The organism is Nitrosopumilus adriaticus (genome assembly GCF_000956175.1).
Classification (GTDB): domain Archaea; phylum Thermoproteota; class Nitrososphaeria; order Nitrososphaerales; family Nitrosopumilaceae; genus Nitrosopumilus; species Nitrosopumilus adriaticus.
Genome location: NZ_CP011070.1, coordinates 1,180,632 through 1,201,066, shown reverse-complemented (window position 1 = coordinate 1,201,066; position 20,435 = coordinate 1,180,632). Strand labels below are relative to the sequence as shown.

At 32.8% G+C, this 20,435-nt stretch carries 21 protein-coding genes and 2 pseudogenes; 12 read left to right on the top strand and 11 right to left on the bottom strand.

All coding sequences use genetic code 11. The features are described 5' to 3' along the window. Window positions 1-337 precede the first annotated feature (337 nt). Window positions 338-3,863 (top strand): annotated as a pseudogene (locus NADRNF5_RS07115) (chromosome segregation protein SMC). Here NADRNF5_RS07115 and NADRNF5_RS07110 read toward each other — a convergent pair. Then, on the bottom strand, window positions 3,860-4,825 hold the full coding sequence (locus NADRNF5_RS07110) for an oligopeptide/dipeptide ABC transporter ATP-binding protein (RefSeq protein WP_048116602.1): 966 nt from the start codon (window positions 4,823-4,825) through the stop codon (window positions 3,860-3,862). The pseudogene NADRNF5_RS07115 and the gene NADRNF5_RS07110 overlap by 4 nt on opposite strands. Window positions 4,826-4,919: 94 nt before the next feature. Here NADRNF5_RS07110 and egtD point away from each other — a divergent pair. Further along, window positions 4,920-5,941, top strand: a pseudogene (egtD, locus tag NADRNF5_RS11860) (L-histidine N(alpha)-methyltransferase). On the opposite strand, the gene egtB reads toward egtD, so the two are convergent. The 3 genes from egtB to NADRNF5_RS07090 all read right to left on the bottom strand — a co-directional run bounded on the left by egtB (window position 5,938) and on the right by NADRNF5_RS07090 (window position 9,099). Next, window positions 5,938-7,248, bottom strand: a complete 1,311-nt coding sequence (gene egtB / locus NADRNF5_RS07100) for an ergothioneine biosynthesis protein EgtB (protein ID WP_048116599.1) — start codon at window positions 7,246-7,248, stop codon at window positions 5,938-5,940. The pseudogene egtD and the gene egtB overlap by 4 nt on opposite strands. A gap of 49 nt (window positions 7,249-7,297) precedes the next feature. Further along, window positions 7,298-8,740 (bottom strand): proline--tRNA ligase, encoded by a 1,443-nt coding sequence (gene proS / locus NADRNF5_RS07095; protein ID WP_048116596.1) that lies wholly within the window; start codon window positions 8,738-8,740, stop codon window positions 7,298-7,300. 74 nt (window positions 8,741-8,814) lie between these two features. Then, on the bottom strand, window positions 8,815-9,099 hold the full coding sequence (locus tag NADRNF5_RS07090) for a hypothetical protein (RefSeq protein ID WP_048116593.1): 285 nt from the start codon (window positions 9,097-9,099) through the stop codon (window positions 8,815-8,817). 104 nt (window positions 9,100-9,203) lie between these two features. Here NADRNF5_RS07090 and serB point away from each other — a divergent pair, with 104 nt between their 5' ends. The 5 genes from serB to NADRNF5_RS07065 all read left to right on the top strand — a co-directional run bounded on the left by serB (window position 9,204) and on the right by NADRNF5_RS07065 (window position 12,888). Next, window positions 9,204-9,854 carry a phosphoserine phosphatase SerB gene (gene serB, locus NADRNF5_RS07085; RefSeq protein WP_048116590.1) on the top strand — a complete coding sequence of 217 codons (651 nt, stop codon included), beginning with the start codon at window positions 9,204-9,206 and terminating at the stop codon, window positions 9,852-9,854. A 34-nt stretch (window positions 9,855-9,888) separates the two neighbouring features. Continuing rightward, window positions 9,889-10,614: a coenzyme F420-0:L-glutamate ligase gene (gene cofE, locus NADRNF5_RS07080; RefSeq protein WP_048116587.1), complete on the top strand. Its 726-nt coding sequence runs from the start codon at window positions 9,889-9,891 to the stop codon at window positions 10,612-10,614. 51 nt (window positions 10,615-10,665) lie between these two features. Further along, complete coding sequence (locus tag NADRNF5_RS07075) at window positions 10,666-11,580, top strand: PHP-associated domain-containing protein (protein WP_048119304.1); 915 nt, start codon at window positions 10,666-10,668, stop codon at window positions 11,578-11,580. 70 nt (window positions 11,581-11,650) lie between these two features. Further along, window positions 11,651-11,887 carry a sulfurtransferase TusA family protein gene (locus tag NADRNF5_RS07070; protein ID WP_048116584.1) on the top strand — a complete coding sequence of 79 codons (237 nt, stop codon included), beginning with the start codon at window positions 11,651-11,653 and terminating at the stop codon, window positions 11,885-11,887. Between the two features lie 8 nt (window positions 11,888-11,895). Further along, a complete protein-coding gene (locus NADRNF5_RS07065; RefSeq protein ID WP_048116582.1) occupies window positions 11,896-12,888 on the top strand; it encodes a cysteine synthase family protein in 993 nt (330 codons plus the stop codon). Here NADRNF5_RS07065 and NADRNF5_RS07060 read toward each other — a convergent pair. The 4 genes from NADRNF5_RS07060 to NADRNF5_RS07045 are packed head-to-tail and all read right to left on the bottom strand — an operon-like array spanning window position 12,885 to window position 15,095. Continuing rightward, on the bottom strand, window positions 12,885-13,358 hold the full coding sequence (locus NADRNF5_RS07060; protein WP_048116578.1) for a hypothetical protein: 474 nt from the start codon (window positions 13,356-13,358) through the stop codon (window positions 12,885-12,887). The two genes, NADRNF5_RS07065 and NADRNF5_RS07060, sit on opposite strands and share 4 nt — an antisense overlap. Before the next feature lie 30 nt (window positions 13,359-13,388). Continuing rightward, a complete protein-coding gene (locus tag NADRNF5_RS07055) occupies window positions 13,389-13,604 on the bottom strand; it encodes a hypothetical protein (RefSeq protein ID WP_048116575.1) in 216 nt (71 codons plus the stop codon). Beyond that, entirely contained in the window at window positions 13,601-14,605 is a 1,005-nt protein-coding gene (gene trxB, locus NADRNF5_RS07050; RefSeq protein ID WP_048116567.1) for a thioredoxin-disulfide reductase, read from the bottom strand. The genes NADRNF5_RS07055 and trxB overlap by 4 nt, the downstream gene beginning before the upstream one ends. A gap of 52 nt (window positions 14,606-14,657) precedes the next feature. Continuing rightward, the gene (locus NADRNF5_RS07045; protein ID WP_048116564.1) at window positions 14,658-15,095 is read right to left on the bottom strand and encodes a CBS domain-containing protein; all 438 of its coding nucleotides are present in this window, start codon (window positions 15,093-15,095) and stop codon (window positions 14,658-14,660) included. 111 nt (window positions 15,096-15,206) lie between these two features. Here NADRNF5_RS07045 and NADRNF5_RS07040 point away from each other — a divergent pair, with 111 nt between their 5' ends. Together NADRNF5_RS07040 and NADRNF5_RS07035 are read left to right on the top strand one after the other, a co-directional pair. Further along, entirely contained in the window at window positions 15,207-15,638 is a 432-nt protein-coding gene (locus NADRNF5_RS07040; protein ID WP_048116561.1) for a universal stress protein, read from the top strand. Beyond that, entirely contained in the window at window positions 15,635-16,057 is a 423-nt protein-coding gene (locus NADRNF5_RS07035; RefSeq protein ID WP_048116558.1) for a universal stress protein, read from the top strand. The genes NADRNF5_RS07040 and NADRNF5_RS07035 overlap by 4 nt, the downstream gene beginning before the upstream one ends. Window positions 16,058-16,072: 15 nt before the next feature. On the opposite strand, the gene NADRNF5_RS07030 is transcribed toward NADRNF5_RS07035, so the two are convergent. Then, window positions 16,073-16,927, bottom strand: a complete 855-nt coding sequence (locus NADRNF5_RS07030) for a CBS domain-containing protein (RefSeq protein WP_048116555.1) — start codon at window positions 16,925-16,927, stop codon at window positions 16,073-16,075. A 109-nt stretch (window positions 16,928-17,036) separates the two neighbouring features. On the opposite strand from NADRNF5_RS07030, the gene NADRNF5_RS07025 reads away from it, so the two are divergent. Genes NADRNF5_RS07025 through NADRNF5_RS07015 form a run of 3 tightly spaced genes read left to right on the top strand, consistent with a single transcriptional unit; the run spans window position 17,037 to window position 18,733 of the window. Next, window positions 17,037-17,381 carry a hypothetical protein gene (locus tag NADRNF5_RS07025; RefSeq protein WP_048116552.1) on the top strand — a complete coding sequence of 115 codons (345 nt, stop codon included), beginning with the start codon at window positions 17,037-17,039 and terminating at the stop codon, window positions 17,379-17,381. 1 nt (window position 17,382) lies between these two features. Then, window positions 17,383-17,814, top strand: a complete 432-nt coding sequence (locus tag NADRNF5_RS07020) for a universal stress protein (protein ID WP_048116549.1) — start codon at window positions 17,383-17,385, stop codon at window positions 17,812-17,814. Window positions 17,815-17,830: 16 nt separating this feature from the next. Next, entirely contained in the window at window positions 17,831-18,733 is a 903-nt protein-coding gene (locus tag NADRNF5_RS07015; RefSeq protein ID WP_048116545.1) for a malate dehydrogenase, read from the top strand. Here NADRNF5_RS07015 and NADRNF5_RS07010 read toward each other — a convergent pair. Together NADRNF5_RS07010 and NADRNF5_RS07005 are read right to left on the bottom strand one after the other, a co-directional pair. Next, window positions 18,720-19,490, bottom strand: a complete 771-nt coding sequence (locus tag NADRNF5_RS07010) for a DUF6775 family putative metallopeptidase (RefSeq protein ID WP_048116542.1) — start codon at window positions 19,488-19,490, stop codon at window positions 18,720-18,722. The two genes, NADRNF5_RS07015 and NADRNF5_RS07010, sit on opposite strands and share 14 nt — an antisense overlap. Before the next feature lie 23 nt (window positions 19,491-19,513). After that, complete coding sequence (locus NADRNF5_RS07005; protein ID WP_048116532.1) at window positions 19,514-20,332, bottom strand: sulfide-dependent adenosine diphosphate thiazole synthase; 819 nt, start codon at window positions 20,330-20,332, stop codon at window positions 19,514-19,516. Window positions 20,333-20,435 lie beyond the last annotated feature (103 nt).

Genomic DNA, 20,435 nt, shown 5'->3' with positions numbered 1-20,435 from the left:
ACACACACAAGATGTTAAGATATTTTTTGTTGTAGTTACTTTAACACCGTCCTATCGTTTGTGTGCTTCAGGTGTTCAAGGGAAATCCCGATAAAGCCTGAAACCACTTTTTAATTTAATAAAAATACCTGCATCGTGCCTAACTCGAATTTTTAAATGATGAGAAGAAATTCTAAACATTCTATCATTACGAATCAATTTGTTTTGAATTACATGATATGATTTGTTAGGCCTAACCGTTACGAAAAATATGATAACAAAACAAGAAAAATTACTCAATTCTGTCAACTAAACTTGTTAACCATCGATTATCCTATCTAATGTGAAATTGTTGTTATTGGTTCATGTTAAAAAAGTAGAGATCTTTGGCTTCAAATCCTTTGGATTTAAGAATACTGTGGTTCAATTCGAACCTGGACTTGTATCGATCTCAGGCCCAAACGGATCTGGTAAAAGTAACATTTTGGATGCCATTATTTTTGCAATGGGTGAAAATAAACCCAAAGTAATGAGAGTCGATAAACTTCGTTCATTAATTCATGATATTGAGGGAAATCGCCGTGGCCCAAAAATGGCAAGATCAAGTGTTCACTTTGATAACTCGGATAGAAAAATCCCTGTAGATTCAGATCTAGTTGAAATAACAAGAGAAATGGATGAAAATGGGGAAAACTCTTACTATCTAAATAAAAAGAAAACCAACAGAAGCCATATTCTTGATTTACTAGATATGGCAAATGCAGGACTTGGCCAACTTAATGCTGTTCAACAAGGAACTGTGACTAGAATCTCTGAATTCACATCAGAGGAAAAAAGGAAAACTATTGAGGATTTAATTGGATTATCCTATTTTGATGAAAAAAAGACCGAGTCGGTAAAACAACTTGATGAAGCAGATAGACGATTAGAGATAGCCCTTGCAAAAATGGGTGAAATTAAAAAAAGAATTGATGAACTTGAAGAAGAACGAAATCAAAAATTACGACACGATATTTTAGAGCGAGAATTAAATCGTTACAAGGCAATAGCTGCTGCCAATAAAATGAAAATTATTTCTGAGCAAAAATCTTCTAAAGAATCCTCTTTACACACTCTAACTTCTGAAATTACAAAATTTGACGAAGAAAGAACTGCATTGCGTGCAGAAATTGAATCTCTTGAAACTGAAAAATCGAAATTGATGGCAGAAGCTAATGACTATAGTCAGGCCAAAGCATCCCTTGATGTAGAAATAAGTTCTGCAATGGAACAATATGAAATTGATAATTCAACAATATCTGCATCAAAGAAAAGGATTCAACAAATCGAACTTCGAATTCCAGAAATTAAAAATGAAATTGAAGAGATTAATCAAGTAAGAAATGATATCAATTCTCAGATAAATAAAATTAAAGAGTCAATTGAAGAAACAAATTCAAAGAAAAACAAAATTAATGCTGATTTAGAAATTATTGATTCACAAAGAAATGATGTCCTAAACGCACAATCAAAAGCTGCAGCTAAAAAATCTGAAATTGATAATAAGATAAAGTCACTGACAAATGAATTAAACCAATCTGAACTAAAATTATCTAAAATACAAAATGAAAAAGATGAATCCATCGTTAAAATAAAAACTAATTCTACAAAGTTTTCAGAATTAGAAGAAGATATTGCAAAACTAACTAAATACAAATCTCAATTAGAGTCTATGATTAATAATCATACTGCCACAATCTCTGAATTAAAATCTAGAATTTCAAAACTACGTGAAAGAAAATTAAAAATTAACAATGACATGGATGAATTAGGATTAATTTTAGAAAAATCCAGCAAGGCAGCAACTCAATACGAATCTAAAATAAAAACCGTAAAAGGATTCATGCATGAAGATTACACAGTTGCAAAATTAAAAGAAGATGCCGACAAACTTGGAATAGAGGGATTAGTATATGAGATGATTTCTTGGGACAAAAAATATGAACGCTCTGTTATGGCTGTAAGCTCTGATTGGATTAAAGCAATTGTTGTAAAGGACTTTGCAACATTACTTGGAATTGCAGAAGTTGCCCGAAGTAAAAATTTGCCAAAACTAAAAATCATTCCACTTGATGCAATTCCTCAATTCAATCTAAAACTTCCTAAAAAATCTGGAGTGATTGGTGTTCTTGCGGATTATGTAAACTGTGATGCTGCCTACTCTGCTCTCAAAACATTCTTGTTTGGAAATATTGTCCTTACTGAATCTCGCGAATCTGGCTATGATGTGTCTCAAATGGGTTACAAAGCAGTTACTCTGGATGGTGAATTCTTTGAGGCAAAAGGAGGAACCGTTGTAATTGACATAAATTCAAAGATTTCTAAACTAACAAAATTGATTTCAATGAGTAGTGATATTGATGGCTTATTCCAGTCTATTGGTTTGATCAAAAAATACATGTTAAAGAAAAAACATTCTTTGAATAAATTAGATGATTCAATCCAATCTTATTCTGATAGACTTTCCATCTCTGAAAATTCACTAACATCGGCTAATGAAAATTTTGAAAATCTAAAATCGAGAATTAGTTCTGCAATCACCATGAAAGATCAATTGACAAAAAGAATCTCTGAACTGACTTCGAGAAATGAAACTATTGAGTCTGAAGTTTCTACATCTGAATCTCATGTAGAATCACTTCGTCAGCGTATTGCAATTGTCGAGGAAAATTATGCTAGTGGAGAACAAACTCGAATTGCAAATGAATTATCAAAAATTAACCTAAAGAAAGCCGAAATTGAAAAACTATACACCACAATAATGAATGAATACCGTGATAAATCTTCTCAACAAACAACTTTGCAAACCCAAGATAACCGAGAAAAGTCTCAATTCGATCGTTTGTCCAATGAAGAAAATTCCCTGAAATTAGAATACAAAGAACTAGAACAAAAAATCTTGGATTTGGAAAAACAAAAAGAATCAAAAAGTCAAGTTTTAATCAAATTAAGAGAAAAAGAACAAGATCTAATTTCCACATCTGGTTCCTCAATTGAAAATCTAAAAGAGTATGATGACAAACTCAAAAATTTTATCTGAAAAAGATAGGGAGATTACAAAGCAAATGAATTCATTGGAACGTCAAACTGATTCATTGAATAGGGATTTGCATGATTTAGTTGAAAATGAAGTAAAACTCAAACAACTTCTATCTGCATTTGGTTTTGATAAGGATATGGAAACATTTGATGTTGAATCTATTGTTCAAGGACTGACTGCAGAACTAAATACACTTAATGCACTAAATGCCAAGGCCCCTGAAACCTATCTTGAAGTCTCATATGGATATCGTTCAATGTCCACAAGAAAGAATTCTCTTGAGGAGGAGAGAAATTCCATTGTTAAATTCATTGAAGATATTGAGAAAGATAAGCGGCAAACATTCTTGGATGCATTTGACAAAGTCGATAAGGAAATCCGTTTAATTTTCAATAAAATGACTGAAGGAAATGCTTGGTTGGAATTACAGAATGAAGATGATATATTCAATTCTGGAATTTCTTATTTGATTCAATTCCCTAACAAACCAAAAAGAGAATCAACATCAATTAGTGGCGGTGAAAAAACTTTGGCAGCTATTGTATTTGTTCTTGCATTACAAAAACTAAAACCATCTCCGTTTTACTTGTTTGATGAGGTTGATGCCCATCTTGATGCTCCAAACTCTGAAAGACTTGCAAAAATTTTAGAAGAAAGATCAAAAGAAAGTCAATTCATAATGGTTTCACTCAAAGATTCTGTAATACAGAAAGCTAAGTTGATCTATGGTGTGTTTCCAAAGAATGGTGTTTCAAATGTTGTTACTTACAAAGATAAACGAATGCCATCTGTAAAAACGTCCTAGTCTAATTTTATGTGACATGCAGAAAATTGGCCATCACTAATCTCTAACAACTCTGGTTCTTCAATACATTTCTCAATTACATAGGGACATCTTGCTCTAAATCTACATCCTTGGGAAGTGTCTTCGTAAGTTGCATCTTTAATCCTGATCTTCCTTTCTTTCGTTAGATTATCTGGATCTGGCTCTGAAATTGCATCAATTAATGCTTGAGTGTATGGGTGCTTTGGTTTTAGCAAGACTTGGTTAATTGGACCCGTTTCAACAATTTTTCCCATATACAAGATTGCTATTTTTTGTCCAAAATACCTAGCAGTTGCCAAATCATGTGTGATGTAGATGAATGAAATATTGTATTTTTTCTGTAATTCGTGCATTAATTCGAGCATTTCAGCTCTAATTGAAACATCCAGCATTGAAACTGGCTCATCTGCAATGATGATTTTAGGTTTTAATGCCAAGGCTCGTGCTAGAACTATTCTTTGCCTTTGTCCTCCTGATAACATGTGGGGGTATTTTTTTACTATTTCTTGGGCAGGTTCAAGTTTTACCTCTTGTAAAACTTCGATTACTCTCTTTACTCTATCTTGCTTGTTTCCAATTTTGTGAATTTCTAAAGGCTCTGCAACAATGTCTCCAATTTTCATTCTAGGATTAATGGAATCATATGGGTCTTGATGAATCATTTGACAATTCATTCTGATTTTATCTAAATTCTTTTTTTCGTTATCTATTTCATTTCCTTCAAAAAAGATTCTCCCCGTGTCAGGTTCAATTGATCTTAGGATTAATTTAGCTATGGTTGATTTTCCAGAACCTGACTCACCTGCCAATACTAAAACTTCTCCAACCTCAAGTGAAAAAGAAATATCATCAGTTGCCCTAACTGTTGCAGTTTTTCCTCCAAACATTCCTTTTTTAATAAAATATTTTTTCAAACGCTCAACTCTTAGAATTTCAACCATTGACTATTGTTGAATAAAGAAGTATATCAAGAAATATGATTTACGCATAAAATTTAGGATAACGCATTTATGTTAATTAAGTCTGAATTAATACTTGAATGATACTTTACAAAAAAATCTTAACTATAAAAAATTCATAATTGATGATAGACTGCAATATTTCAAACCTCATTCCAGTAAAATAGAAAAAACCTTTGCTGAAGAGATTTCTTTCAGTTTGAATAGAACTGGCAAATTCATTTCTCCCAAGTTCTTCTATGATAAAAAAGGCTCAGATTTGTTTGAAAAAATCTGCACATTACCTGAATACTATCCTACTAAGACTGAAATAATGATTTTAAATAACCTCAAAGATGAGTTGCCTTCATATCTTAATCAAACATTCCGAGTCGTTGAATTAGGCAGTGGCGCATCTGTAAAGACCCGAATAATCCTTGATATTTTCTCAAAATTATATGGGTCTGTTGAATATTTTCCAATTGATATTTCTGAGATTCTTGCAGAAAGTTCAGAGGATCTCCTGCGTGATTATGAAAATTTGCATATTACTGGAATAATTGACACCTATGAGGGAGGTTTAGAATTTTTAAAAGACTATGATGATAAGAAAAATTTAATTTTATTTTTAGGTTCTAGTTTTGGAAATTTCCCGCCAAAGGATGGATATGAGTTTTTACAAAAATAAACTCCACAATGAAAAAAGGGGATCTCTTTCTCATTGGACTTGATTTGGTAAAGGATAAGCAGATTTTGGAATCTGCATACAATGATTCACAGGGTGTTACTGCAGAATTTAACTTGAATGTTCTTTCAAGAATCAATGATGAACTGGATGCTGATTTTAATTTAAAAAATTTCTCACACCATTCTCTGTATAACGAAAATGATCAAAGGATTGAGATGTATTTGAAATCTCTAGTTGATCAATCTGTAGTGATTTCTAAATCTAACCTTATGTTGAAATTGGAAAAAGATGAATTGATACATACAGAATACTCTCACAAGTATAGATTATCTCAAATTAACAAACTTCTAGATGATGTGGGGTTTGAAATTAAACATACATGGTTAGATGATAAGAGCCATTTTTCACTAACTTTGATATCTAAGAATTAGATATCTTCTGCACATCTAAAACCTGATAGTAGCCAACGTTCATCCAATCTGAAAAAATTCCTATAACTTCCTCTAATTGACATTTCTGGTGTGGCAAAAGATCCTCCTCTCAAAACTTTTTGATTTGTAAACCATTTGTCATTATACTCGTCAAATCCTGATTTGAATCCTGGATATCCAGTAAATTCTGATGAAGTCCATTCCCAAACATCTCCAATCATTTGCTGACATCCATATTGACTTGCACCGTTTGGATATGTGCCAATCTCTGAGCATCCCCAAACATATGATTCAAGTAAATTACATTTTTCGTTTGTTGGTTTGTCATTTCCCCAAGGATAGACTGTCTTTTCACTTTTTTCCTCATTCCAGCATGAAGCTTTTTCCCATTCTGCCTCAGTAGGAAGTCTTTTTCCAGCCCACTTACAGTATGCATCTGCTTCATAATAACTGACATGACATACAGGTTCATTTGGATTGATTTTTCTAATCCCTAAAAAGTCTCTGACATGCCATTCGTCATCAATTTTTTCCCAATACATTGGTGCACTCCAATTATTCTCTTTTACTTTTTCCCATCCATCTGATAGCCAAAATTTGTATGTATCATATCCTCCGTCTTCTACAAATTTTAGATATTCTTCGTTTGTAATGGGAAAAACGTCTATCTTAAAATCATTAAGGTATACTTTGTGTTCTGGAAGTTCAATGTCATAACAAAAGTCATCTCCGTTATATCCCATGGTGTAAAGACCTCCATTGATTCTAACTGATCTTTTTTCTGGATTGCTTTGTTTTGAGATTTTATTTTTCTTAACAGGATTATATTGCTCTGCTAAAAGATGCTGCAAGTCGTATACTAGAAGCTCTTGATGTTGACATTCATGATGGAAACCCATGATGATTAATCTCATTTCCTCAGAACTGATATTTTTTGATTCAATAAAACGCTCTACTCTTTGATTAATTGTATTAAAATATTGAAATATCTGATCAACTGTGGGTCGTGATACTACTCCCCTTAAGCCCTTATCGTGTGGAACTCCAAATTGTTGATAGTATGAATTAAGATATTCTGAAAATTCTTTTGAATAAAACTCATAATTTTTGTCTATTTTACTCATAATGGCCTCGTAAATCCAACTAACGTGACCGATGTGCCATTTTGGTGGGCTCATATATGATGCCGTCTGAACAACAAAATCATCTTTCTCCAAAGTTTTTACAAGTTCTAATGTCCTACTTCGAGTTTCTCTAAATTGTTCTAAAACCGCATTTTTTTGATCTAATTCCTGATTTGAGGACATTATTGAAAAATTATTTTAATCTATTATTATATTTGTGGCTGAATTTGTTCTAGTACCCTCTAGCAAAAACAGGTTTTGACAGACTCTGTTCTTTACAGTACATGCATTTCAGATCTTCATTTTCACTTCCAAATGGAATTACCCGAATATCTGCTCCAGTTTCTTCTTTAATTTTTTCTTCACATTCTAATTTTCCGCACCAAGGAGCATTGAAGAATCCTCCCCTCTCAATTTTTGATTTAAACTCGTCATAATTTGAAATCTCTATTGTGTTTTCTTTTGCTTGCTCTTTGGCCTTTTCTAACATCTCCTTTTGAATTTCTTGTAATATTGTGAATATTTTTTCAATTTCATTAAAACTCAAAGTTGATTTTTCTCTATTGTGTCTTTTTGCAATTACAATACTTTGTTTTTCAATATCTTTAGGTCCTATCTCTATTCTTAATGGTACTCCTTTTAATTCCCAATCATTAAATTTGTAACCTGGAGATAGACCACTTCTATCATCTACGTGTACACGAATTTCTTTTGTTTCTAACTGTTTTTTAATTTCATCTACCTTGGATAGTACTTTCTCTTTTCCTTCTTCATTTTTGTAAATTGGAACAATCACAACTTGAGTTGGTGCGACATTAGGTGGCAATACTAGACCTTTGTCATCACCGTGTGCCATTATCATCGCACCAATTAATCTCCATGAAACTCCCCATGAAGTCTGCCAAGCAAAATGCTCTACATTATCTTTATCTGCAAATTTTACTTCAAATGGTTTTGAAAAATTCTGTCCTAGAAAATGAGATGTTCCCATCTGCAATGCTTTTCCATCTGGCATAATTGATTCCATTGTGGTTGTATATACTGCTCCTACGAACTTCTCTTTTTCACTTTTCTTTCCTGTTGTTACTGGTATTGCCAATTCTTCTTCAACAGTGTTTTTGTAAATCTCTAAAATCTTCATCACTTCTTTTTCAGCTTCTTCTTGAGTTGTATGAACCGTGTGACCTTCTTGCCACAAAAATTCTGAGGTTCTTAGAAATGGCTTTGTTGCTTTGATTTCTGCCCTCAATGCTGTATTCCAAAAATTGATTTTTAATGGTAAATCCCTCCAACTTTGAATCCATTTCGCATACATTGTATATGCCAAGGTCTCTGATGTTGGTCTTAGAGCAAGCCTATCTCCAATTTCATTTGTCCCTGAATGAGTAACCCAAAATACTTCTGGATTAAATCCTGCAAAATGTTTTTGTTCTTTTCCTAACAAAGATTCTGGAATTAATATTGGTAGAAATCCGTTTCTTATCCCATTTTTTGCAAATTTTTTATCAAATGTGCTTCTTAATGATTCCCAAATAGAATATCCGTCTGGTCTTAGAACAATTAATCCCTTAACAGGTGCATAATCTGCAAGTTTTGCTTTTAGAACAACCTGGGTATACCATTCACTAAAATCTGCATTTTTTGAAACTGTGATTCCGACATCTTCTTTACTCAAACTAAAAGTCCAAGAATTAATTTAACTAATGAGCCTTTCGTGAGAATTTTACTGTTAGAATTTATTTCAGAATTTTAAAGTGCATCCCCTTTACAGAGAACTTTACCCATCACTCTACTTTGGAAATTAGGGCACACAAAACACTGGATAAACTGAATTTCTTCTTTTAAAACTGGACAGTCTACATACTCTTGCTTCATTTTTTTGAGCATTTTTGGACTAACGCCTTTAAGTTTCAATTTCCCTTTTTCATCCATCATGCCTGATGCTTTTAATTCATCTTTGACTTCTTGAGGCAGTTTTTGTCTTCCTTCTTTTTCATTGATGTCTACTTCGTATTTGTGTTCTAATTCTGCCATGTATAACCATAAAACAAACGGTGATTTATTACTAGCGTTTTTTGGATCTCAAAAAAGTTTAAACTTTAATATAATTAGCAATTTTTTTCCAAATCAGAAATCCATTGCTTGTAATTTTTGATGTTGAAGGTGTTTTATATGATGAAGAATACCTTCCTATTCTTGCAGAAAAACTAAACAAAGAAGATGAGATTTGGGAAATAACCAAACAAGGAATTCAGGGTAAAATCAACTGGGAAGAAGGCTTGAAAACAAGAGTTGCTGCACTTAGAGGTCTTGATGAAAAAACATGTCAGGAAGTAGCAGATGCATTACCTATAATGACTGGCGCAAAGGAACTTTGTAGAGTCTTAAAATCTGCTGGATGGAAACTCATGGCAGTTTCTGGAGGATTCACATTAATGATGGATAGATTGCAAAAAGAATTAGGATTAGATTATGTTTATTCAAACGAATTAAAATTCAAAGATGGGAAATTGGATGGTGTTGTAATTCATGTTGATTCTGATAAATCAAAGTCTGCTAAAATAAAAATTGCAGAATGGGGTGAGAAAAAAGAGGATATTGTTTGTGTTGTTGATGGGGCAAATGATGTAAAACTATTTGATATTTGTGGATTAGGTATTGCTTATAGGGCTCAGGATTTAGTCAAAGACTTGGCTACTACTACTCTGGAAGAAAAAGATCTCTCAAAAGTTTTAGATATTATCAACAAGCATTACAAAATGGAACTGGAAACAATAACCCCTGCCTAAACAATTTTTTAGGTCATCTTTTTAGTACTCTTACTTGGAAATTATTCCTGTTCTCATTGAAAAAGAAATAGAACCATCAGACGAGATATCTGAATTGGTAATGGGATCTTGCCAATTACATGATGGTGATATTTTAGTAATCGCACAAAAAATAATCTCAAAACAAGAGGGAAGAATTGTAAAATTATCTACTGTTGAACCTTCATTATTATCTCAAGGAATTGGCTCTCAATATCAAAAAGATCCTCGTCTAGTTGAATTAATCTTATCTGAATCAAAACGAATTGTACGAATGAAAAATGGAATTTTAATTGTTGAAACAAATAATGGATTTATTTGTGCAAATGCGGGTATTGATGAAAGTAATGTGCAAGAAGGATATGCGACACTATTGCCAATTAATTCAGATATCTCTGCTGAATCAATTCGTTTCAATATTTTAAAACAAACTAACAAAAATGTGGCTGTTATTATTTCTGATACCTTTGGACGTCCTTTTAGAATGGGTCAAACTAATTGTGCCATAGGTATTTCTGGATTAAATCCAATAATTGATTATGCTGGTACACATGATTCATTTCAAAAGATTTTACGTGTCACTGCAATTGCTGTAGCTGATGAGATTTCATCGGCTGCAGAACTAGTGATGGGCAAATCCCTAAAAATCCCTATCACTATAGTTCGTGGTTACTCATTTGAAATTCAAGATCATGTTATAGATGAAATAATTCGGCCTGAACACGAAGACCTTTTCAGATAGTTCTATTTTTCAATAGGGTTAATAATCAAAAGAGACCTATATTATGTGAAAATGTCTATTGCTACTGAACTACATTGTCATAACTCATTTTCAAATTTCCATGTGGGTGAAGGTGAACCTTCATATGATTGTAATATCTCAATACGTGATCAACTTGAACGTTCATTTAATTTGGGATTGGATGCAATTTTTGTAACAAATCACAATACGCTTGATGGGTACCGTCAATTGCTTGAATACAAAAATGATCATGAGAAATTCAAAAAAATTAATGTGTACCCTGCTGAAGAAATAACAATCGATAATGGGGCTCATGTTTTAGCCTATGGCATTCATGATGAAATTCCTACAGGAATATCTCTTGAAGAAGTAATTGATAAAGTGCGAGATCAGGGTGGTGTCTCATCTGCTCCACATCCATTTGGTTTGATTAACGCGTTGCGTGATAATGCAAAAAAATGTGATATGGTTGAGGTTTTCAATAGTAATAACGTTGATATTTTATCAAACGCTCGTGCCACTCAATTTGCTCTAGATAATAACATGACTCAAGTTGCCGGTAGTGATTCACATGTTTTATCAACTCTTGGAAGATGTGTTAATGTGATTAATTCTGAAAATAATCTTGATGATATTTTACAAGCAATGAAATCTGGGGACATCCGTGTTTCTCAAACAGGTTATGTCTCACAATCAGAAACCCTGGATCATCTAAAATACAAAATTAATAATTCTAAAGAATACATAGTTGATTATATTTCAGAACATTATCCAAATGCAAAATGGCTTTTCACATTACTATTAAGATTATATGATTCAAATCAGAATAGTTCTATGTGGCCATTATTCTACAAAATTGCACTTTATTCGATGAGACGAATTTCACAAAAAATCAATCTACAAAATCAGGATCCTAGTTTTATGAAAGATAGAAACCTTGCTACTATTTTCAAAATGACATTGTAAGATAAAGTAGGACAAGCTAAACTCAAATAGATTTTAATATGACAAAACGCCTTTGATGAATTAGATATCGATGTCTGATTCTACTGAAAAAAAATTAGATGCAACTGGATTGTTTTGTCCTGAACCTGTGTTTAGGACAAAAATTGAAATTGAAAGAATGCAAGTTGGTGAAACTTTGACTGTTTCTGCTGATGATCCTGCTGCTGAAGATGATATTTCTAGATGGGTTACAAGAAACGGTCATGAGTTATTGGATTTATCAAAAGATGGAAATGTAATTACATTTCAAATTAAAAAGGTGAAATAACCGGAATAATGACTACTGTTACTGATACAGATGTCTTGAGTAGAGTGGGAAATACTCCTCTCGTAAAATTAAATTCACTTTCTCATGATAATGTTGAATATTTTGCAAAACTGGAAGGGCATAATCCATTTGGTTCTGTAAAAGACAGAGCTGCATATTGGATGATTAAAGATGGTGAAGAGCGAGGAATTTTAACTAAAGGAAAAAGCATTATCATAGAACCTACTTCTGGCAATACTGGAATTGCCTTAACTGGTATTGCAAATGTATTGGGGTATAAAGTAGAGATTGTAATTCCTGAAAAAGCCAGTAATGAGACCAAAGATATCATTAGGAATCTCGGGGCTAAAGTGTTTGAAACAAGTGATGATTTGTGTCCTAAAGTTGGTGCTGGAACAGATCAAAGTATTGCATTAGCAACTTCTATTGCATCATCAAGACCTGACACATATTATTCCCCAAACCAATATGCAAACGAGGCAAATTTCAAGGGTCATTATGTTGGAACTGGTCCTGAAATCTGGAAACAGACAGAAGGAAAAATAACTCATTTCTTTACAGGTGTTGGTACTGGTGGAACAATTACAGGAATTGGAACTTTTCTTAAAGAAAAAAATCCTGATGTTAAGATAATTGGTTGCCAACCACAACAAAATCACTTAATTCAAGGATGGCGAAACTTTGAAGAATCTGCAAAACCTGATTTATTTTTAAAACGTGAAAACGTTGTTGATGATTGGGTTTCTGTTGATAATAAAGAAGCATTTGATGTTGTAAAAGATGTTTTTGAAAAAGATCAACTTTTGATTAGCCCCTCATCTGCAGCAGTTTATGCATGTATGAAAAAATACCCTGTTGATGGAGATGCTTGTGTAGTGGGAATTTTTGCTGATGATGGAAGAAAGTTCAAGAGTGTTTATGCTTTACAAAATGTCATGACTGAAGAGGAATTTGAAAATTCTTTGAAAAAGGCAAAACATATGTCTGATTTGGCATACTAGGAATCTAGAATTTGCTTTAATTGATTTTGATAAAAATCTCTAAACGTTTGATTCATGTCTCTTTCATGATTAAGGCATTTTCCACTTTGTTCGTTTAGATTGTTTTTAATTTCTTTACTCCATTGACTTTGCTGTTTGTCTTTAGGATCTGTTATTGATGGATTATCTTTGATTTTTTGCATGATTTCTAATAATTCCAAACCTAATTGTCGAAATTTACTTATGCGTAATAGAAACATTTGTGATTCTTCCTTGTTAACTAAATTCATCATGGCATGAACTTGATTATAATATTCTAAAGATTTATCATTGTGATTTTTGAATTCATTCATTCTTTTCATCCAATAATCTTTGGATGCTTTTTCTTCAACCTTGTAACTAAATTTGATTTTTGCTAATTCTGTTCCTACTTTTGCAAGTTTTCCGCTAGCGTCATTTATTGAATTTTTAAGATTATCTGTATTGTCCATGACTTACTACCTAATTGCCTGCAAAATTGTTTAAACTTTTAATTTATTCCATTCGTCTTTGGATTTTTTGGAATACTCTAGTATGCAATTACTGCAGAAGGAATCCCATTCATCAATTCCTAATTTTTTGAAATAATCAAGAGACCAACTGTATGTGGGAATCTTCCTATATTGGAATTGCTGAATTGTAAAGATTTCTTTTTGTTGAAATTTTTTTAGACACTTTTTGCATAGTGCATTCTTCATTCTTTTTTGTCTGCGCTTTCTGTTAGATATTTATCGACATCAATTGCAGCCATGCATCCATAACCTGCTGCAGTAATTGCTTGTCTGTAACTTCTATCATGAACATCTCCTGCTGCAAAAACCCCTTCAATGTTGGTGTGAGTTTTATTTTTTAAGACAACATATCCTTCATCATCCAAATCTATTTGTCCTTTGAATAATTTTGTATTTGGTTCATGCCCTATTGCAACAAAAAGACCTCCTGCATTAATTGTTGATTCTTCGTTTGTTTTTAGATTTTTAATAATAACTTGTTGCATTTTTTGATCACCTTTGATGTCTGTTACAGCTGAGTCCCAATGGATTTTTATTTTTTCATTATTAAATGCCCGTTCTTGCATTACTTTACTTGCGCGCAGTTCATCTCTTCGATGAATAATGTGGACAGTTGTGCCAAATTTTGTTAGAAACGTTGCCTCTTCTATAGCTGAATCTCCACCTCCAACAACAACTATCTCTTGATTCCTAAAAAATGGTCCATCACATGTTGCACAATATGAAACACCTTTTCCTGCAAATGTTTGCTCTCCTGCCAATCCCATTTTTCTTGGATTGGCACCTGTGGCGATGATTACTGCACGCCCCTCATATTCTTCAGAACTTGTTAAAACTTTGAATGGGCTGCGTCTAAAATCTACATCAACTGCTTCATCATCAATAATTGTTGTTCCCATTCTTTGAGATTGCTTTCTCATGTCTATCATTAAATCTGGACCCATTATCCCATTTTCAAATCCTGGGTAATTCTCTACTTCTGTTGTATTTACTAATTGGCCACCTGGAAGTATGCCTGATAAAATCAATGTGTCGTAACCTGCTCTAGAACAATAAATCCCTGCAGTGTACCCTGATGGCCCTGCACCGATAATTATTACGTCAAATTTTGTTTTAGCCTTATCTGGTTTCATAGGATCGCTATCATTTGTTTCAAGTACTGTTGCACCTGCGTCAGCTGCCATCATGATGTTTGATAGATTTTTTTCAATAATTTAAGTGAATATCTTTTTTTGATTATTAGTCTTTCATTCTCAAAATTATTTGATCACATATTCTGCGCATTTCCGAGTCTGATCCGACACTTGATAATTTTACAATGTCTGTAGTGGTCACAATTCCTATAATCTCATCATTTTCTTTGACTGGTAACTTGTGAATCATTTTTTCTTTCATAATTTCTGAAGCTTCCCAAATTGTCTCTTCAGGTTCAATCGTTATTAATGGAGACGACATTACTTCTGAAATCTCTGTAAATAACGGTCTGCCTTCAGCCGCAACTTTTGTAACAAAATCCCTTTCAGTGATAATTCCTATGGGTTTAGAATCTTCCGTGATAATTACACATCCTATTTTCAACTCTTTCATTTTTTGTGCGGCATCTTGTATTGATACAGATTTATCTGCAGTTAAGACAGTTTTAGTCATTACTTCATTAACAAAAGTACTTCCTTCCATGGTAAAATTATTGTTTTCAATTATATGATATGATTTCTAAATTATCATACTTGAAAATCATCATGGAAAATCACTGAATGCTTTTAAGTTATCAATTGAGATAAATTCTATATGGTTATAAAAACAAAGAAAATCCTAGTACCTTTAGACGGCTCAAAAAACTCTTTTCGTGGATTGGATATGGCAATTCATCTTGCAAGACAATCAAATGGAACAATTACTGCCTTGGCAGTAAAATCTATGCCTGGAATATATGCTCTCCACCCACTTGGTTTCTTAGATTTTAACACAATGAAAGAAATAAAAAAAATACTTGAACAGGCAAAAGTCCGTGCAGCAAAAAAAGGTATTCAATTAACTGGTAAATCTCTTGCAGGTGATCCTGGATATGATATTGCAAGGTTTGTAAATAATAGTAAAAATAAAGTTGATTTGGTAGTTATTGGAGCAAGAGGAAGGGGAAGTGTAAAAGAAATGTTTTTGGGCAGTGTTTCAAATTATGTATTACACAAATCCAAAAAACCGGTTTTGATTGTAAAATGAATAATTTTAAAAAAATCCTAGTACCTTTAGACGGCTCAAAATATTCTAAAAAAGCTCTACAAAGGGCATGTGAAATGGTACATGCGTTTGACTCACAAATTGTTTTGATTTATGTTGTTGAAAAATCAATACCTGTAAATCTTTTAGATCGTAAGGAATACTTGCAACTTTTACGAAAATATGGTAAAAAAATTCTGAGTGATGCAAATGAGGTTCTTTCTAAAAATGGAATTAGTGGAAAATCTCTGATCAAAGAAGGTAACATTGTAAATGAAATTGATAAAGTAATCAAGGAAGAAAAATGTAATTTGGTTGTTGTCGGTAACAAAGGACTGGGGACTGTTGCTCGATTTTTACTTGGCAGTGTTTCAAATAAGCTTAGTCAATCTTCATCTTGTTCAATAATGATAGTAAAGTAATTTGTTTTTCTAAAATTATTTTGTTAAGGAATTTACAATATCTGATTTTGTAATAATGCCTACTAATTTTGATTTTTTGACTACTGGTAGCCCACTAATGTTGTGCTTTACCATTAAAGTTACTGCGACCTTGACATCATCATTTATGTCTACAGTGATTGGGTTGGATGACATGATATCTGTTGCATGAAATGGAAACAGGTAACTCATTTGATTTGAATGAATTTCTTCTAAACCTTTTTTGAATTTATATTCTTGAACTTCTTTTGGATCAGCTGAATCTGCAATCCATTGAGGTATTTTTGCAGGCACAAAATCTCTGAATGTGATGACTCCTACAGGGGTTTGATTCCTTTTGATAATTACTCTCGATATGGCATATTTCAGTAATAGGCTTTCTATGTGTAATATAGGATCACTTGGTAATGCAGTAATGACATTTTTTTCCATAATTTCTGAAACTTTGTATGGTGTTGATTCTTTTGTAAGGACTGCTTTTACTAGATCTGTTTCAGTTACAATCCCTTGCAGTGTATCATCTTTATTTGTGATGATGACAAGACTGATTCGATGTTTCTTCATCATCATTGCACATTGAGTTACAGTATTGTCTTGGGTCATTGTAAATAATTTCTTAGGGATAAACTCCTTTGCTATTACTGAACTGATTGGTTTTGAACCTAACTCATAGATTTTTTTTGCAATGTCTTTTTCAGTAATTACGCCCAGAGGTTTTTTCTTATCTACAATAACTACACGTTTTACTCTATTTTTTAATAGACTCTCTCTGATTTTTAATAATGTTGTATTTTGCGTTACTGTGATTGGTTTTGAAATTAATTCTGATAATTTAATATCTTTGACATCCAATATCTCTCTAATTTTTATTTCTTAATTAAGGATTAATACATTCATCATTGAATTTCATATTTGGTAATTACTGAGAAAGATATTTACTTCTAGATGATACCAATAATGTATGGCAGATCCTGTTCCTTTGTATGTAATTGGTTTATCCAAAGATGAACCTGCAAACGAAGTACTTTCTTCTAAGTTTGGCTCTGCCTTGGAGAAAGTTCAAAAAGTGTTATCAAATATCATTGAGGCAAAAATTACAGTAGAATTTCAAAATCCTGAAGGTTCAAAAACCCATTATGATGCTACTGCAACTGTCAAGACTTCCAAAAATACATTGATTTACACTGCATCTGGTTGGGATATTCTAAAAATTGCTGATGAATTAAGCCGAAAATTAGAAGGAGAATATTCTGATCGTGAGAATAAGCGTCAGAGGGAAAGCATTCGTAAAAAGGAAGAGTTTTGAAATGTTTCAAAATATTCTTGTTCCGTTTGATCTATCCAATCAATCAACTAGATCTTTTAAAGTTGCATTAGATGTGGCAAAAAAATATCAATCAAAAGTAACTCTTCTCACATGTCTTGAAGGTGATGCTTGGCATCACAAATATTATGACGCAAGAGCCGATAAAGAATTAATTAAAAAACAGAGCAAAGTAACAAAAAAACATGTTGAAAAACTGGAATCTATTGCAGAGAAAAATAACATTTCTATCAAAACCCAGATAATCACTTCAAAATCTGTTGTAAATGACATCGTAACTTTTGCAAAATCAAGAAAACATGATCTAATTGTAATTGGTTCTCATGGGAGAACTGGTTTTGATAAAGTTCTCTTAGGTAGTGTCGCAAATGGAGTGTCGCAAAAAACTCGCTGTCCTGTTTTAATTGTAAAATAAACAGGTTGTGTTTTAATTGATTTCAATAATTGGCAGCGGCCGAGTTGGTGCATCAATTGGATTCCTTTGTGTCGCAAACGCACTAGATGATGTCTTGTTGATCAATCGTAGTAGAGATAAAGCCATTGGTGAATCATTGGATATTGCAAATGCAATCCCTGCATCTTCAAAATTTTCGATACATGGAACAGATGACTATGCTGAATTATCTGGTTCAGACATTGTAGTTATAGCTGCAAGTACTGTTTCATACACGAAATCAAGGACCGAAAATAAAAATCCGCAAGTAGATATGATAAAAGAGATTGCAAAAAAAATTAAACAGTATTGCCCATCTGCAATAATTTTAATGGTTTCAAATCCTCCCGATGTTTTGACATATTTTTTTCAAAAAGAATCTGGTTTTTCTAGATTTAAAGTAATTGGCATTGCTTCAAGCCTTGATTCAAGCAGATTTCGTTATTTTGTATCAGAAAAATTATCTGTGCCTCAATCCTCAATAAATAATGCATTAGTTCTTGGGGAGCATGGTGATTCAATGGTTCCTATTTTTTCAAACGTAACTGTTGAAGGAAAATCTCTGTCTTCTATGATTAATGATGTTGAAAAAAAATACATTACTTTTGATATTCGAAACTATTGGAAGACTCTGAGAAATTATAAGAGCCGATCTCAGTTTGGTATTGCAAAAAATGTCTACGATGTAATTAATACCATCATCAATACCAGAGAACTATTTCTTACGGCATCGGTAGTTCTTGAGGGTGAATACGGTGAAAATGATGTGGCAATGGGTGTTCCTGTAAAAATTAATCAAAATGGCGTTTCTGAAATACATACAATTGTTCTTGATGAATCCGAATCATCAATGTTAAAAGAATCTTCTAAAAAAATTCGTGATGACATTAATTCTGTTTAAATTGATTTAGAATTTCTTGGTGTTTTTCACACAATTTTTTGTTGTCTATCTGGGAATGGATGAGTTCTTCTTGCCAGTGAGAATTAAACAATCTGCAGTCTGAATTATCGCAAAACGCCTCTCCTGTTTCATAATACATAATGGCTTGTAATAGGTAGCCTTCTGCGATTTCTGATAAACGTGAATCATGATATTCTAAAAATTGGCCTTTGTATCTTTTTTTGATTTCGTCTATTGCATCTTCTGAAAAGTTTGTCATTAAATCCAGATAGTATTGTTTTGGTTTTGCTGGGGCCTCTATCATGCCTGTAGTTGAAATTATTACAGGATTGGAACTAATCAAAGCTCTTGCATGATATCTATAATCACATTCATCAAATGTGCATGAAATCTTATTTGTAAAAACCACGTTTAGTATATCTCTTCTATTTTCACTATCTGGAATTACTTCTGAAATAATTTTTTGTAATTCCACTCCATCATATAATGGGGGTTCTTTTTCTTGAGACATGTCTATGCTCTTTTTTTCTACTAAAACATCTTCATCTGAAGTAGAATGTTTCTGAAATGGTTTCTTAATGTCTGAAATTCTAATGCTTGCAATTTTTTCATATGTCTTATCATCTAAGTTATTGAACAAATTCTTTCTTATTTCAATTGTAATTTGAAACGTGTTTCCAAGAAACTTTCTTAATCTATCTAATTGAATTTCAGGAACTGTTGGTTCATCATATAGAATAATTTTAGAAATTTTCAATAAAAAAGATATGTCTTGATGACTTATCTTTCTAACTCTTTGATTTTTGCTGCTGTTATTTCAGCTGCTTTTTTACCTGAATATAACATGGAACCAAATGTTGGGCCCATTCTTGCTAGTCCGTGTGTTTCAGTAACTGACATACCTGCTGCAATCAATCCTGGATAAACTTCACCTGTTTTATGAACAACATGTTCTTCTCCGTCATTGACATGCATTGGTTCCATTCCTTTCCACTTGGCTAATCCTCTATCTACGAGTCTTTTTACTGCAACAGAATCGTGACCTGATGCATCGATGATGATTTTTGCCTCTAATGCAACTGGATCTACACAAGTTATGTTTCGTGGTAAAGCTGACACTGGCATCCAATTCACAACAATTCCTGCGACTCTGCCATTTTTCAATACTAGGTCGTCGAATTTTGTTAGTTGAAGGAATTTTACTCCTGCATCGCATGCTGCTGCAATTAATTTTGATACTGCGTGTGGTCCTGGAGTTAGATACAATCCTTCTGCAACTTTTTTGTATGGTACTCCTAACTCATCCCAGATTTTCTGGGCTGGCTCTCTTACTGTAACTGGATTCATCATGTATCCGCCTAACCAATATCCTCCGCCTAGGTAGTTATTTTGTTCAATTACGAGAACTTTGAAACCCATATTAGATAATTCTCTACTAGCTGTTAATCCTGCTGGACCAGCTCCTATAATTATGACATCTGAGTCAGCTCTGTCTATTAATACATCATGAAATTCATTTGCAATCGCACGTGTAATTTCAACTTCTTTTACATCTGTAAATATTTTATTAGATTGTTCTGCTACTGTTGCTTCTTGCATGGGATGAATTCATTCTCTTAACAATTAATACTTTCCCACATTTCGAAAAAATTAGGTATAACTAATTCTTATGTGGTTTTAAAAAAGCAGGAAAATTATGTAT

What these genes read in the sequence shown, in the direction of transcription:
- NADRNF5_RS07040 (WP_048116561.1), top strand. Translation starts at nt 15,207, where the DNA reads ATGGTTATAAAAACAAAGAAAATCCTAGTACCTTTAGACGGCTCAAAA.
- NADRNF5_RS07060 (WP_048116578.1), bottom strand. Translation starts at nt 13,358, where the DNA reads ATGGACAATACAGATAATCTTAAAAATTCAATAAATGACGCTAGCGGA.
- trxB (WP_048116567.1), bottom strand. Translation starts at nt 14,605, where the DNA reads ATGATGGCAGCTGACGCAGGTGCAACAGTACTTGAAACAAATGATAGC.
- NADRNF5_RS07020 (WP_048116549.1), top strand. Translation starts at nt 17,383, where the DNA reads ATGTTTCAAAATATTCTTGTTCCGTTTGATCTATCCAATCAATCAACT.
- NADRNF5_RS07025 (WP_048116552.1), top strand. Translation starts at nt 17,037, where the DNA reads ATGGCAGATCCTGTTCCTTTGTATGTAATTGGTTTATCCAAAGATGAA.
- NADRNF5_RS07075 (WP_048119304.1), top strand. Translation starts at nt 10,666, where the DNA reads ATGTCTATTGCTACTGAACTACATTGTCATAACTCATTTTCAAATTTC.
- NADRNF5_RS07005 (WP_048116532.1), bottom strand. Translation starts at nt 20,332, where the DNA reads ATGCAAGAAGCAACAGTAGCAGAACAATCTAATAAAATATTTACAGAT.
- NADRNF5_RS07035 (WP_048116558.1), top strand. Translation starts at nt 15,635, where the DNA reads ATGAATAATTTTAAAAAAATCCTAGTACCTTTAGACGGCTCAAAATAT.
- NADRNF5_RS07045 (WP_048116564.1), bottom strand. Translation starts at nt 15,095, where the DNA reads ATGGAAGGAAGTACTTTTGTTAATGAAGTAATGACTAAAACTGTCTTA.
- NADRNF5_RS07070 (WP_048116584.1), top strand. Translation starts at nt 11,651, where the DNA reads ATGTCTGATTCTACTGAAAAAAAATTAGATGCAACTGGATTGTTTTGT.
- NADRNF5_RS07090 (WP_048116593.1), bottom strand. Translation starts at nt 9,099, where the DNA reads ATGGCAGAATTAGAACACAAATACGAAGTAGACATCAATGAAAAAGAA.
- NADRNF5_RS07065 (WP_048116582.1), top strand. Translation starts at nt 11,896, where the DNA reads ATGACTACTGTTACTGATACAGATGTCTTGAGTAGAGTGGGAAATACT.
- NADRNF5_RS07110 (WP_048116602.1), bottom strand. Translation starts at nt 4,825, where the DNA reads ATGGTTGAAATTCTAAGAGTTGAGCGTTTGAAAAAATATTTTATTAAA.
- NADRNF5_RS07055 (WP_048116575.1), bottom strand. Translation starts at nt 13,604, where the DNA reads ATGAAGAATGCACTATGCAAAAAGTGTCTAAAAAAATTTCAACAAAAA.
- egtB (WP_048116599.1), bottom strand. Translation starts at nt 7,248, where the DNA reads ATGTCCTCAAATCAGGAATTAGATCAAAAAAATGCGGTTTTAGAACAA.